Raw genomic sequence first — 12,737 nt, forward strand, 5'->3', positions numbered from 1 at the left:
AAGGAGCTTGTGCCCCGGCCTGTTGCGATCCGCTCCCCCGTTGGCAGCGACACGCATCAATCTTTCCAGCGTCGTCGCCGGACAGACAGAAAGCTGCCTGATTCGCTTGGCTCACGCAAGCCTAATCTTCGCAGGTGCAATATTTTTAGGTGCAGCGCGTCACGGCAGGCTGGCGAGATATCCTGCGATGTCCTCGGGATCGAACGACCTTCCGTCGAAAAATCGGTCGGCACCCAGGGTCAGCCGCCCCTGCACCGAGCCAACGCCGATCGGCAGAATCGAGCCCGCCTTCCAGCTTCGAACTCGCTCCAGGCAGCGGCGCACCCGATCCAGCCAGCGCCTCACGGTACAGGTCCGGGCGGAACACATCGGTCGCGGTTACCGCGTCGGCATCCGAATACGCCACCCCGTCCCACCGCGTCATCTGCGCGTAGAGCCACGCCGCCTGGCTGCGCCACGGAAAGTTCGCCGCCTCGCGATACTGGAACATGAAATCGGGATAATGGACCGGCTCGCCCCCCGGGGTCAGCCGCAACCGATCGGTGATCGCGCGCAGCACCGCGTCGGGCGACGCATCGAGGTAGTCGCTGCGCGCGAGGATCGCGGCATTCGCCTCGGCATTGGCCGGATCGACGAAATGCGCCGCTGCGGCATGCAGCGCACGGATCAGCCGCTGCACCGCATCGTGCCGCTCCTCCGCCACCGCGCTGCGCATCGCCAGCACCTTCTCTACCCCGCGCCGCCAGATCTGCGCCGTCGCAAGCGCGATCCGCCCTACCCCGCGATCGACCGCGATCGAATTCCACGGCTCGCCGACGCAGATGCCGTCGACCTCTCCCGCCGCCAGCGCATCGGCGGCAAAGGGCGGGCTGGTCACGACGATATCGACATCGACATCGGGGCGAATGCCCACCCCGGCCAGCCAATAGCGGAGCATATAGTTATGGCTCGAATAGCGGTGGACGACGCCAAAGCGCAGCCGGCGCTTACCCGCCACCTGCTTGAGCGCGCGCCCGATCGTGACCGGATCGCCCAGCGACTCGCCCAGCCCGACCGCATCCGCCAGCGCAGTCGAGAAAGTCACCGCATTGCCGTTGAGCCCCAGCACGAACGGCACCGCCATCGGCACCGCCGGCCGCCCGCGCCCCAGCGCAGTGGCAATGGCGAGCGGCGCGACCATGTGCGCGGCATCGGTATGGCCATAGAGCAGCCGGTCACGTACCGTCGCCCAGGTCATGTCGCGGACCAGTTCCAGCCGCAGCCCCTGTTCCTCGGCAAAGCCCAGTTCGTGCGCCAGGATCGGGAGCGCCGCATCGACCAACGGCAAAAAGCCGATCCGCATCGTCTCGTCGCTCACGGCAAATCCCCCATCAGCGCCTCGGCAGTGACGATCGCCTCCGCGATCTCCACGATCCGGCGGCTCGTCCGCATCGCCTGTCCGCGCAGCAGCGCATAGGCGGCGGGCTCGTCGATCCCGCGCTTCTTCATCAAGATTGCCTTGGCACGGTCGATCGTCGCGCGTTCGGCGAGCGCGTTCTTCGCCGCGTCGAGTTCGCGCTGGAGCCGCGAAAACGCCTGAAACCTCCGCACCGCCAGGTCGATTACCGGCTTGATCCGCTGTTTCGACAGCCCGTCGACGACATAGGCGCTGACCCCCGCATCGATCGCCGCGCCGGTCGCCTCGGCATCGCTCTGATCGACGAACATCGCGATCGGCCGGTCGAGCGCGCGCGACATCGCGAAACAGTCCTCTAGCTGGTCGCGGCTGGGGTTTTCGAGATTGATCAGAACGACTTCGGGCCGCGCCGCCTCGATCTGCGCCGCAAGCGGCCCGGCAGGATCGATGAGGACGAGATCGACAAGTCCCGCCTCCCGCAACCCGTCGGAAATGATCGCGGCGCGCGTTGAACTCGTGTCGATGATCGCGATCCGCATGGTTCAGTTCTATGCAATCGCGTGCCGCTGCGCCAGATGCTGCGGCGCACAATTCCTTTAGCCCGCTGAACCAAAGCATGGGCGAAACGTTCGACCGGAAACAGGAGAGCCAAAATGCCCGTCGAACCGCCGATCCCCGCCCAGCCCTCAATCCCCCCGCCCGAGGCACCCCCGATGCCACAACCGGGCCAGCCCGGCCCGGTCACGCCGGAGATCCAGCCCCCCGCCCCCGACATCGACATCCCCGCCCCCCAGCCAGGCGGCGACCCGCCGACGACACCGGTTCAGCCGGTGGCGTGAGCGCGCCTGACCGGCAGATCAGTTTCCTGCGGTCAGGTCTACAATCTTGTCGCGGTCGTAACGGATGACGCCAGCGGTGGCCGGAAACCGGTCTATGGTCATACCGAAGTAATTGGGCAGCTTGCCCACGGGCTTCAGCTTGGCGGGGCGCACTGGCAGCGCCGCTAGTCGAGAGTCGGCAGCCTCCCCCGCCACCGGCAAGCGATATTCGACCCCTAGCGGCATCGGCATCGCATTGTCGGAGCTGTCGCGCTTCGGCAATTCGCGCGCAACGAAGCGGCCGAGATCGGTGATCTCACCCGCCTTCACCTCGAATTTGACACTACCCATGCAAAAGCAGCTGCCAAAGGCACCGCCGCCAGGCACCACACTCATCATCCCATAGATGCGGTACGTGCCGGGCGTGAGCTGATGAACGTAGGTCGAGACCTTGTCCCCGCCCGATCCTTTCGAAAAGCGGAACAGCGGGCCGATCGACACCCCGGTCATCAGCCCAAACGGGACAAACTCGAAATTCCCATCAGTCGGCTCCACCGGCTTTTCCGGTTTGGGCGGGCGTGCCGACCCTTTGGGGTATTTCTCCCAAGAAGCCATGTCGCGCTCGTAGTTGCGTGCCTTGCGGACATATTTCTCCTTTGCCTCGGTCAAGGAATCGGCGCGCAGCTGGTCGTACTTGGCCTGGTCCTCTGCGTCCGGAACCCGCATCAGATGGAGCGGAACGGCAATGTCCGAGCGCAGCATGACATAGGCTTTGGTCGTGTCGAGCGTCACGACGGGTTTGTCGGCGACCGCACTCGCCTCGACGAACACCACCTTCTCTTTCTTCGCAGCGAGCGCAGAGGGAGCAGCCAGCACCGCGGCAAGCGCAGCGGACATGAACAGCGCCTTCACAGCCCCAATTCCTTGCTCTCGGGCTTTGCTGTCGCGGCGACCAGCGCCTGTTGCTTGAGATAAGCGAAACGCCTCGTCTCGGGCATGTCCGAAAGCCCTTCTTCGAAATGGAACTCCTGCCACAGGTCCTTCGACAGGCCATGGCGCTGATAGCCCTTGAAATTCATGCACTGGCGCATGTTCACGCGGCGCAGGCGGCGCTTTTCCGCCGAACCGAAGATCGCCATCGCCATCGCGCTGCCGATCGCCCCGCCCACGGCTCCGGCCATCGTTCCGGCATAGGGGTAAGGGACTTGAGTGTAGCTGATCCCGCTCGCCAGACCGCGCGCATAGCCATCGCACTCGACGATATCGGCATAAGCCGTCTCAAAATCCGTGTCGGCGCGAACAAAGTAATAATATTTGTCGTAGTTCGAAGGATCGGTGGGCGACGGCGTAAAGTCCAGCTTCGGCATCGTCACCTTCGCCGCGTCGCCCGCTTCCTCCGGCGCCTTCCCGAATGGCGATCCGCTATCGTCGAGATAGACCGTTCCCGCCGTTTCCTGCGCCACCACGCCCCCCGGCAAGGTCAGCGCAACCGCCGTCAGCGCGGCGCATGCGCGCCGAGCCCAACCTGCTTCCATCATTCAAACACCCCTATTTTCAGCGGTTTGCCGACACGAATCGCGCGCAGACCGCCCCCGCTGCGCAGCCTATCGCGCGCGATGCGGCAGACAAGCCGCTTTGATGGAGCCGCGCGGCGTTTCCGATCGTTGGGGTGGGCAAGGAGAATGAAGATGACCGACCGCGACCCGCATCCTGACAGCCCGCCCGAAGCCGATCACGACCGCCGCAGTGATCTTGAGCGCGCAGTCGATGATACCAACCGCGATATCGAGAATGTGCAGGACGACACACCCCCGGACGGTGTGGACGGAGCCGTCGGCGGCACTGGCGGCGTCATCAAGAACCAGGACGACACCGCTCAATAGGAGACGTCCGATGCCCGACGAAAACCGCACCCAGCCGAACAAGCAGGGCGGCGTCACGCCCGATGATCATCCTCAAGGATCAGACGGGAAACCGGGGTACCCCCACCCCCCGGACTGATCCTTAGCCCGCCAGCGCCTTTTTCAGCAGGTCATTGACCACGCCCGGATTGGCCTTGCCGCCCATCGCCTTCATCGTCTGGCCGACGAAGAAGCCGAACAGCGCCTCCTTGCCGCCGCGATACTGCTCTAGCTGGCCGGGGTTCTTGGCCAGCACTTCAGCGATAACCGCCTCGATCGCGCCAGTGTCGCTGGTCTGCTTGAGGCCGCGTTCCTCGACGATCTTGCCCGGGCTGTCGCCGGTTTCGAGCATGATCTCGAACACCTGCTTGGCAAGGCTGCCCGAGATGGTGCCGTCAGCGACCAGGCCGAGCAGCTCGGCGGCCTGTGCCGCCGAAACCGGCGATTCCTCGATGCTCTTGCCCAGCTTGTTGAGCGCGCCGAACAGCTCCGACGTCACCCAGTTCGACGCCGCCGCGCCCTTTGCGCCGGCATCGAGCAGCGCGTCGAAGTAACGCGCGGTTTCGACCTCTGCGGTCAGCACGCCGGCATTATAGGGCGTCACCCCCGCCGCGATGTAGCGCGCGCGCTTGGCGTCGGGCAGTTCGGGCAGCGAGGCGCGACATTCCTCCAGAAACGCATCGTCCAGCTCCAGCGGGAGCAGGTCGGGATCGGGGAAGTAGCGATAGTCATGCGCGTCTTCCTTCGACCGCATCGACCGGGTCTCGCCGCGATCGGGGTCGAACAGGCGGGTTTCCTGCACGATCTTGCCGCCGCTCTCCAGCACTTCGATCTGGCGCTTCGCCTCGATCTCCACCGTCTGCATGACGAAGCGGACCGAATTGACGTTCTTGGTCTCGGTCCGCGTGCCGAATTCGGCGCCGGGCTTGCGCACAGAGACGTTGACGTCGGCGCGCATCGAGCCCTGGTCCATATTGCCGTCGCACGAGCCGACATAGCGCAGGATCGAACGCAACTTGGCGAGATACGCCCCAGCCTCGGCGGGCGAGCGCATGTCGGGCTTCGACACGATTTCCATCAGCGCGACGCCGCTGCGGTTGAGGTCGACATAGGACAGGCGCGGATGCTGGTCGTGCATCAGCTTGCCGGCGTCCTGCTCGACGTGGATGCGCTCGACGCCGATGACCTTGGTCTCGCCGTCGACGTCGATCTCGATCGCGCCCTCGCCCACCAACGGGTGGTAGAGCTGGCTGATCTGATAGCCCTGTGGCAGATCGGCGTAGAAGTAGTTCTTGCGGTCGAAGCGCGACCATTTGTTGATCTGCGCGTCGATCGCCATGCCGGTGCGCACCGCCTGACGGATGCACTCGACATTGGGCACCGGCAGCATGCCCGGCATTGCTGCATCGACCAGGCTGACCTGCGTATTCGGCTCCGCCCCGAACGCGGTCGCGGCGCCCGAAAACAACTTGGCGTTGGACGTGACCTGCGCGTGGACCTCAAGGCCGATCACGACCTCCCACTCACCGGTTTCGCCTTTGATGCGGTATGCTGCTTCAGTCATTTCTTCAGCTCTTCGGTTTCTCGACGCAGCGCATCGTGCTGACGTTGCCAATCTCGCTCGGACAATGCTGGCTTCGATCCTCTGCGCGGCTCGGCGAGAAATTCAAATAGATAGCTGAGCCCTTTTACAAGCCCGTCAAACGCACTCACCACCACTGATCCGGCCGCGCGGTGAACCCGGCGCGCTGCTCGAGCGCGAGGCTCGCGTTCAGCACGCCCTGCTCGTCCAGCGGCTTGCCGATGATCTGCAGCCCCAGCGGCAGCCCGTCCTTGTCCAGCCCGCCCGGCACCGACATCGCCGGGATGCCCGCCAGCGAGGACGGCACGGTAAAGACGTCGTTCAAATACATCGCCAGCGGATCGGCCGACTTCTCGCCCAGCGCGAACGCCGCGCTCGGCGCGGTCGGAGTCAGCAGCAGGTCGCACTGCAACCACGCCCGCTCGAAATCGCGCGCGATCAGCGTGCGGACCTTCTGCGCCTGGGTGTAATAAGCGTCGTAGAAGCCCGCCGAAAGCACATAGGTGCCGATCAGGATGCGGCGCTGCACCTCCGGGCCGAAGCCCGCAGCGCGGGTCGCGGCATACATGTCCTGCAACCCCGCCCCATCGGGCAGGTCGCGCAAGCCATAACGCACGCCGTCATAGCGGGCGAGGTTGGACGACGCCTCGGCCGGGGCGATGATGTAATAGGCCGGCAGCGCGTATTTGGTATGCGGCAGCGAGACCTCGACGATCTCCGCCCCCGCATCCTTCAGCCAGTCGATGCCCTGCTGCCACAGCGCCTCGATCTCCTCGGGCATGCCGTCGACGCGATATTCCTTGGGAATGCCGACCTTCTTGCCGCGCAGATCGGGGTTCAGCCCCTGCTCCCACTTCGGCACGTCGAGCTTGAGCGATGTCGCGTCCTTCGCGTCGAAGCCCGCCATCGCCTCCAGCATGATCGCGCAGTCGCGCACGTCGCGCGCCATCGGTCCGGCCTGATCGAGCGAGGAGGCGAACGCCACCACGCCCCAGCGCGAGCAGCGGCCATAGGTCGGCTTGATGCCCGAAATGCCGGTGAAGGCCGCAGGCTGGCGGATCGAGCCGCCGGTATCGGTGCCGGTCGCCGCGGGCACGAGCCGCGCACTGATCGCCGCCGAGCTGCCGCCCGACGAACCGCCGGGCGCGAGCGGGGCATTGCCGCCATCCTTGCGCCGCCACGGGCTGATCACATTGCCAAAATAGCTGGTCTCGTTCGACGATCCCATCGCGAACTGGTCGAGGTTCAGCTTGCCCAGCATGCCCGCGCCCGCGTCCCACAATTTCTGCGAGACGGTCGATTCATAGACCGGCTTGAACCCCTCCAGCATATGGCTGGCGGCGGTGGTCTGCACGCCCTTGGTGCAGAACAGGTCCTTCATGCCGATCGGCACGCCGGCCAGCGGCTTGAGCGTCTCGCCAGCGGCACGCGCGGCGTCGGCCTCACGCGCTGCGGCCAGCGCGTGCTCGGGGGTTTCGACGATGAAGGCGTTGAGCGCCTTGGCCGCGCTCACCTTGACAATGAATGCGTCGGCGACTTCGCGCGCGGAAAATTCGCCCGTGCGGATGCCGTCGCGCAGCGCGGCGACGCCGAAATTGGTGAGGTCGGTCATTATTCGATCACCTTGGGCACGGTGAAAAAGCCATGCTCGGCGAGCGGCGCATTGGCCAGCACCGCGTCGCGCATGTCGCCGTCGTTGACGACGTCATCGCGCAGGCGCAGCGTGTTGGGGATCACGGCGGTCATCGGCTCGACGGACGAGGTATCGACCTCGCCCAGCTGCTCGATCCAGCCGAGGATGTTGTTGAGCTCAGGCGCGAGCCGCTCGGCGTCGGCATCGCTGATCGCGATGCGCGCAAGGCTCGCGACCTTCTTCACGGTGGCGGTATCTACGGACATGCGGAGCGCCTAGCAGCGACGCCCCCGTTTCAGCAAGCGGGGTTATTCGAAGGGATCGCCCACCGGCACACCGCCGACGAAGACCTGACGGCGTTGGACCGGACGGACTTCGATCTGGCCCGACTCCAGCCCGGCAGCGATGCGCGCATTCGCCGCGGCATCAGTTGAAGCATTTCCAGTTTCGACCGGATCGGTCCATTTACCTTTTACGAGCGCGTAGCGCTCTACGCGCCCTGTGGAGAGCCCGATCGTGCCATCGCCACGCTTGAGTTGCGAATAGGTGAGCAGCACCGCCTCCTTGCCTCCCGACAGAAATGTGAGAGTGCAGCGTTGTTCGCGACACTCCCAGCTTTCAGCAATCGCATTGCGCAATTCCGGCGGCAGGGGGCTCCCGCCGGCAGGATGCGAAGTGTCTTGTCGAGTGCCTCTTCGCGCGTTGCCTGCGTACCGTCCGGCGCATCCCAGCGATGCTTGGCCGTTGCCGCTTCGGCTGCTCCCTTCCGGATCACCGCGTTGCTCGATGTTCTGAACCGCTCCAGCGCTCGGCGCCCCGGCTCCCCGAAATCGAACGCCAGCGCCCGCCAGTCGAACTTCTCCGGCGAGACCTTGCCCGACTCCAGCCGCGCGACCTGATCGCGGGTCGAGATCGCGTTGAAACTGACCAGCGGGGTCGCCAGGAGCAGCGCGACGCCGCACACGATCATCGCCAGATACAGGTTCGCGGGCCGCACCCGCTCCGCCCACGCCCCTCGCCCTCGGATCACGCTGACGAGATAGGCGACCGCCACCACGCTCGCGATGATGACGAAGGTCAGGCCCCATAGCCGCTCCGGCGTGAAGCCATATTGTCCAATGCGCAGCGCGGTCGAGAACTGCGCGATCACCACCAGCGGCAGGATCGCCACCGCCAGCACCAGCGCCGCCCAGCGGAGCACGCGGTTGCGCGGGGCATCGTCGTCGCCATTGCCGATCACCGCATTGACCAGCAGCAGCGCCCCGACCGCGCAGGCGAGCAGGATCGGCGTGGTCGCCTTGGTCGCCTCCCACAAGGGCTGCAATCCGGTGAACGGAAGTGCCAGCAGGAACAGCCCCAGCCCGACCGCCAGCACCGGCGCGAGCACGCCCAGCACCAGCATCGCGACATTCTGAAGCAGCCCGACGATCCGCCGCTGTTCACGCAACAATGCCAGGCCAAGCCCGAATGCCAGCCCGACCAGCGGTCGCCAGAACCACTCCTTTCGCAACAGATCCGAGAGCAGGTCGATCCCGATCAGGTCGAACAGGGCAGCGAGCAGGAACGCCAGCAACAGCACGACACCTACGAACGCCCAGCTGAGGCACCACAGCACCGCATTGGTCCAGGCGTGATCGTGCGCCAAAGGATAGGACAGCGGCCGAAACCCACCCTCACGGCCCGCTTGAAACAGCGGCGCGGCGATGCCGATGGCGAGCGCGAGGCAGACCAGCCGCCACCCCTCGGTCGCGCTCCACCCCGATGTCGCGCCGTTGAAATAGAGGATCAGCGCCGCAACCGCGCCGCATCCGAGTGCGAAGATTGCCGAGCGGATCAGGTCGCTGCGGATCACCACGAACCCGAACAGGATCGCCGACACGCTGACGAAGCTGAGCAGCGCGAGTCGCACCGCGCTCACCTCTGCCTGATAGCCCGTGCCGATGATCCAATGCGCGATCAGCCCCGCCGCCAGCCCGAGCGCGGCCAGGATCGGCGGCAGCAGCGGCCAGCGTTCGTCCCGTGGTTCGATCGCTGCGTTCATCCCCTGCCCCCTCGATTGCATTCGCCAAGGTTGCATCCTTCGCAACCATCGCGCAACGGAAAGCGATTGCCCGGCAGCGCGTCATGCTGCATTGCACAATGGAGAGCCCGAAGTGGCGCGTAAGTTCCTCTATATCGTGGCGGTGTTGATCGTGCTCGCGCTTGCAGCGACCTTTGCGTACCGGATCTGGGGTGCCGAGCTGCTGCGGCAGGCAATGGTCCCGGGCGGCCGCTTCAAATCGCAGGCCGCGCTCCCCGCCGACAGCTATGCCCGCCCCGACATGTGGCTCGCCCGGCCCGACCGGCCCGGCAATCCCGCGCTGTGGACGCCGCAGGGGATCAAGCCGGCGGCCAAGCCCGAGGCGGCGGTCTTCTTCATCCACCCGACCTCCTACCTCAACCGTGCGAAGTGGAACGCGCCGCTGGACGACAAGGAGGCGAATGATCGCGCCAACCTGTTCCTGCGCGGACAAGCAAGCGCGTTCAACGGCGCAGGCGCGATCTGGGCGCCGCGTTACCGTCAGGCAACGTTCGGCGCGTTCGTGACCAGCAAGGCGGACGCTGCACAGGCGCTCGACCTCGCTTATCGCGATGTCACCGCCGCCTTCGACCAGTTCCTCAAGGAAGCGGGCGACCGCCCGATCATCCTTGCCGGACACAGCCAGGGCGCGCTCCACCTCACCCGGCTGCTCCGCGACCGCGTGGCGGGCAAGCCGCTCGCAAAGCGGATCGTTGCGGCATACGTCGTCGGCTGGCCGGTGTCGAAAACCGCCGATCTGCCCGCGCTGGGCCTGCCCGAATGCACCGCTGCCGACCAGAGCGGCTGTATCCTGTCGTGGCAGAGCTTTGCCGAGCCCGCCGATCCCTCGCTGATCCTCGACACCTTCGACGCCTCGAATGGCTTCACCGGCACCCCGCGCAAGGGGACCGAAATGGTCTGCACCAACCCGGTCACCGGGACCCCTGCGCCGACTGCGGCGACGGCGACGGAGATCGGCAATCTCGTCCCCGCCGCCGATTTCTCCAGCGCGACGCTGGCGAAGAGTGCGACGACGCTGCGCTGCGACGGGCGGGGGATCCTGTTGCTCGGGACGGTGCCGGAGGGCGTGGGCGGTCAATATGTCCTGCCCGGCAACAACTATCATGTGTTCGATTATGCGCTGTTCTGGGCCAATGTCCGCGCCGATGCGGAGCGGCGGCTGGCGGTGCACCGGGCGCGGCGCAGCGCATGGGTGGATGTCTTCGCGCGGCGAGCGGTGGGATGATCACCACCGACCCGGCCGCCTATCGCGCCGCCTTGCCCGATGGTGGGCGTCTGCTCGGCCTCGATGTCGGGACCAAGACTATCGGGACGGCGCTGTGCGACGCGGGCTGGTCCTTCGCCAGCCCCGCGCATCTGATCAAGCGCACCAAGTTCACCGCCGACAAGGCGGAACTGGTGGCGCTGATCGCGCAGCAGCAGGTCAGGGGGCTGGTGATCGGCCTCCCCCTGAACCTCGACGGCAGCGATTCCCCGCGGACGCAATCGACCCGCGCCTTTGCCCGCAACATGGACGACCTCGGCCTCCCCATCTTCCTGTGGGACGAACGCTGGTCGACCGCCGCGGTCGAACGCCAGATGATCGCCGAAGACCTCTCCCGCGCCAAGCGCGCCGAACGGGTCGACAAGCTGGCGGCGAGCTACATCCTGCAAGGAGCGATCGACGCGCTGGCGACCGGGTAACCGGTTGCGAAGCCGCGCGCGAACGGGCAGCGTCGCGCCTCCGGATTCGGGGGATTATCATGCGCCAGTTGCTTCTCGCCGCCACCCTGCTCGCCGCGCCCGCGCTGGCGCAGGACAAGCCGTCTCTCAAGGCCGAGGCCGAAGCTGCGCAGGCCCGCGCGCTGGTCGAAGAACAGGCGTTCGTCAGCAAGGGCGCGGTCACCGTCAGCGGCCAGCGCATCCCCTACACCGCCACCGCCGGCACGCTCACCATCCGCGATGATGAGGGCAAGCCGAGCGCCAGCTATTTCTACACCGCCTACACCAAGGATGGTGGCGGGAACCGCCCGGTCACCTTCTTCTACAATGGCGGCCCCGGTTCGCCGACCATCTGGCTCCACATGGGCAGCTTCGCTCCGGTCCGCGTCACCACCGCCAACCCCGAATATATCCGCCCCGCCCCCTATGGCTTCGGCCCCAATCCCTATTCGCTGATCGACAAGAGCGACCTCGTCTTCATCGACATGATCGGCGCGGGCTGGTCGCGGCCGCTGGGCGAAAAGAGCGGCAGGGATTTCTGGGGCGTCGATCAGGATGCGGAGGGCTTCGCCCGCGCGATCACCCGCTACATCGTCAAGAACAACCGCTGGCAGAGCCCCAAGATCCTGTTCGGCGAAAGCTATGGGACGCTGCGCAACCCGGTGGTCGCGGCAAAGCTGGAGGAAGCGGGGGGTCAGCATCAACGGCATGGTCCAGTTCTCGACGATCATGAACTATGGCGTGCGCCAGTCGGGCTATGACCAGAATTACCTGACCCTGTTCCCGACGATGGCGGCCACCGCCTGGTATCATAACCGGGTGCCCAACCGCCCGGCGAACCTCCGGGCGTTCCTCGACGAGGTGCGCGGCTTCACCACCGGCGCCTATGCCGCGGCTCTGGCCAAGGGGTCGAACATCACGGCAGCGGAGAAGCAGACGGTCGCGCGCCAGATGGCCGCCTATATCGGCCTCAGCGAAGCCTTCATCCTGCGCGCAGACCTGCGCATCGACCTCCAGCATTTCCAGACCGAGTTGCTGCGCGACCGCCGCCTCGCGGTGGGCCGGCTCGACTCGCGCTACACGCTCAACATGACCGATGCGAATGCTGACAGCCCGGGCGACGACCCGTCCTCGACCGCGATTTCGGGCGCGTTCGTCGCGACGTTTCAGGATTATGCGACCCGCGTGCTCGGCTACAAGACCGACCTCAACTACCGCATGACCGCGCGCGGCCCAGGCTTCGCCTGGGACTGGAGCCACCGCCCGCCGGGCAGCAGCAACGCGCAGACCACGCCCAATTCCGGCCTCGACCTCGCCTGGACGATGCGCACCAACCCCTATTTGAAGGTGATGTTCGTCAACGGCTATTACGACTTCGCCACCGCATTCTTCGGTGCGGAGTTCGACGCCTCGCACATGCTGCTGGATGAGACGCTCCAGCGGAATATCGCCTTCACTTATTACGAGGCGGGGCACATGGTCTATCTCAACCCCGACGAGCTGGCGAAGATGCACGGCGACCTCGCCCGCTGGTACGACACCGTGCTGGCCGCCCCGGGACAAGCCGCGCCGCGCCCGGCGATGCAACCCGGCCAGTGACCGGCGGGGCGACGGCGCTTGCCACCC

Annotated in this window: 13 protein-coding genes and 2 pseudogenes; 5 read left to right on the forward strand and 10 right to left on the reverse strand. The window is 66.0% G+C overall.

All coding sequences use genetic code 11. From position 1 onward, the window contains the following. Window positions 1-159: 159 nt before the first annotated feature. Window positions 160-1,342: pseudogene (locus LRS08_RS00520) on the reverse strand (CmpA/NrtA family ABC transporter substrate-binding protein). 11 nt (window positions 1,343-1,353) lie between these two features. Next, the gene (locus tag LRS08_RS00525) at window positions 1,354-1,935 is read right to left on the reverse strand and encodes an ANTAR domain-containing response regulator (RefSeq protein WP_260481201.1); all 582 of its coding nucleotides are present in this window, start codon (window positions 1,933-1,935) and stop codon (window positions 1,354-1,356) included. A gap of 114 nt (window positions 1,936-2,049) precedes the next feature. On the opposite strand from LRS08_RS00525, the gene LRS08_RS00530 reads away from it, so the two are divergent. Beyond that, entirely contained in the window at window positions 2,050-2,235 is a 186-nt protein-coding gene (locus tag LRS08_RS00530) for a hypothetical protein (protein WP_260481202.1), read from the forward strand. An 18-nt stretch (window positions 2,236-2,253) separates the two neighbouring features. Here LRS08_RS00530 and LRS08_RS00535 read toward each other — a convergent pair whose 3' ends face one another. Together LRS08_RS00535 and LRS08_RS00540 are read right to left on the reverse strand one after the other, a co-directional pair. Beyond that, window positions 2,254-3,126: a hypothetical protein gene (locus LRS08_RS00535; RefSeq protein ID WP_260481203.1), complete on the reverse strand. Its 873-nt coding sequence runs from the start codon at window positions 3,124-3,126 to the stop codon at window positions 2,254-2,256. Beyond that, complete coding sequence (locus LRS08_RS00540; RefSeq protein WP_260481204.1) at window positions 3,123-3,752, reverse strand: hypothetical protein; 630 nt, start codon at window positions 3,750-3,752, stop codon at window positions 3,123-3,125. Before LRS08_RS00540 ends, LRS08_RS00535 begins: the two co-directional genes overlap by 4 nt. Before the next feature lie 150 nt (window positions 3,753-3,902). Between LRS08_RS00540 and LRS08_RS00545 the strand changes: the two genes are divergently transcribed. Further along, a complete protein-coding gene (locus LRS08_RS00545; protein ID WP_257845363.1) occupies window positions 3,903-4,097 on the forward strand; it encodes a hypothetical protein in 195 nt (64 codons plus the stop codon). Window positions 4,098-4,218: 121 nt separating this feature from the next. Here LRS08_RS00545 and gatB read toward each other — a convergent pair whose 3' ends face one another. Genes gatB through LRS08_RS00575 form a run of 6 tightly spaced genes read right to left on the reverse strand, consistent with a single transcriptional unit; the run spans window position 4,219 to window position 9,371 of the window. Next, window positions 4,219-5,679 (reverse strand): Asp-tRNA(Asn)/Glu-tRNA(Gln) amidotransferase subunit GatB, encoded by a 1,461-nt coding sequence (gene gatB / locus LRS08_RS00550; RefSeq protein WP_257845362.1) that lies wholly within the window; start codon window positions 5,677-5,679, stop codon window positions 4,219-4,221. Beyond that, on the reverse strand, window positions 5,676-5,828 hold the full coding sequence (locus LRS08_RS00555; RefSeq protein WP_257845360.1) for a hypothetical protein: 153 nt from the start codon (window positions 5,826-5,828) through the stop codon (window positions 5,676-5,678). Before LRS08_RS00555 ends, gatB begins: the two co-directional genes overlap by 4 nt. Further along, complete coding sequence (gatA, locus tag LRS08_RS00560) at window positions 5,825-7,309, reverse strand: Asp-tRNA(Asn)/Glu-tRNA(Gln) amidotransferase subunit GatA (RefSeq protein WP_260481205.1); 1,485 nt, start codon at window positions 7,307-7,309, stop codon at window positions 5,825-5,827. Before gatA ends, LRS08_RS00555 begins: the two co-directional genes overlap by 4 nt. Further along, the gene (gene gatC, locus LRS08_RS00565; RefSeq protein WP_145845652.1) at window positions 7,309-7,596 is read right to left on the reverse strand and encodes an Asp-tRNA(Asn)/Glu-tRNA(Gln) amidotransferase subunit GatC; all 288 of its coding nucleotides are present in this window, start codon (window positions 7,594-7,596) and stop codon (window positions 7,309-7,311) included. Before gatC ends, gatA begins: the two co-directional genes overlap by 1 nt. 42 nt (window positions 7,597-7,638) lie before the next feature. Further along, window positions 7,639-7,887 (reverse strand): hypothetical protein, encoded by a 249-nt coding sequence (locus tag LRS08_RS00570; protein ID WP_260481206.1) that lies wholly within the window; start codon window positions 7,885-7,887, stop codon window positions 7,639-7,641. Continuing rightward, complete coding sequence (locus LRS08_RS00575; protein WP_257845359.1) at window positions 7,821-9,371, reverse strand: DUF4153 domain-containing protein; 1,551 nt, start codon at window positions 9,369-9,371, stop codon at window positions 7,821-7,823. Before LRS08_RS00575 ends, LRS08_RS00570 begins: the two co-directional genes overlap by 67 nt. 112 nt (window positions 9,372-9,483) lie before the next feature. Between LRS08_RS00575 and LRS08_RS00580 the strand changes: the two genes are divergently transcribed. The 3 genes and pseudogenes from LRS08_RS00580 to LRS08_RS00590 all read left to right on the forward strand — a co-directional run bounded on the left by LRS08_RS00580 (window position 9,484) and on the right by LRS08_RS00590 (window position 12,710). Beyond that, window positions 9,484-10,635 (forward strand): DUF3089 domain-containing protein, encoded by a 1,152-nt coding sequence (locus tag LRS08_RS00580; protein WP_260481207.1) that lies wholly within the window; start codon window positions 9,484-9,486, stop codon window positions 10,633-10,635. Beyond that, the gene (ruvX, locus tag LRS08_RS00585) at window positions 10,632-11,093 is read left to right on the forward strand and encodes a Holliday junction resolvase RuvX (protein ID WP_260481208.1); all 462 of its coding nucleotides are present in this window, start codon (window positions 10,632-10,634) and stop codon (window positions 11,091-11,093) included. Before LRS08_RS00580 ends, ruvX begins: the two co-directional genes overlap by 4 nt. A 59-nt stretch (window positions 11,094-11,152) precedes the next feature. Further along, window positions 11,153-12,710, forward strand: a pseudogene (locus LRS08_RS00590) (S10 family peptidase). Window positions 12,711-12,737: the final 27 nt, after the last annotated feature.

Source organism: Sphingomonas sp. J315 (assembly GCF_024666595.1).
In the GTDB taxonomy this organism is placed as follows: domain Bacteria; phylum Pseudomonadota; class Alphaproteobacteria; order Sphingomonadales; family Sphingomonadaceae; genus Sphingomonas.

Excerpts from the sequence above, each read along its gene's own strand:
- LRS08_RS00525 (WP_260481201.1), bottom strand. The coding sequence starts at position 1,935 with ATGCGGATCGCGATCATCGACACGAGTTCAACGCGCGCCGCGATCATT.
- LRS08_RS00530 (WP_260481202.1), top strand. The coding sequence starts at position 2,050 with ATGCCCGTCGAACCGCCGATCCCCGCCCAGCCCTCAATCCCCCCGCCC.
- LRS08_RS00540 (WP_260481204.1), bottom strand. The coding sequence starts at position 3,752 with ATGATGGAAGCAGGTTGGGCTCGGCGCGCATGCGCCGCGCTGACGGCG.
- LRS08_RS00545 (WP_257845363.1), top strand. The coding sequence starts at position 3,903 with ATGACCGACCGCGACCCGCATCCTGACAGCCCGCCCGAAGCCGATCAC.
- gatB (WP_257845362.1), bottom strand. The coding sequence starts at position 5,679 with ATGACTGAAGCAGCATACCGCATCAAAGGCGAAACCGGTGAGTGGGAG.
- gatA (WP_260481205.1), bottom strand. The coding sequence starts at position 7,309 with ATGACCGACCTCACCAATTTCGGCGTCGCCGCGCTGCGCGACGGCATC.
- gatC (WP_145845652.1), bottom strand. The coding sequence starts at position 7,596 with ATGTCCGTAGATACCGCCACCGTGAAGAAGGTCGCGAGCCTTGCGCGC.
- LRS08_RS00575 (WP_257845359.1), bottom strand. The coding sequence starts at position 9,371 with ATGAACGCAGCGATCGAACCACGGGACGAACGCTGGCCGCTGCTGCCG.
- ruvX (WP_260481208.1), top strand. The coding sequence starts at position 10,632 with ATGATCACCACCGACCCGGCCGCCTATCGCGCCGCCTTGCCCGATGGT.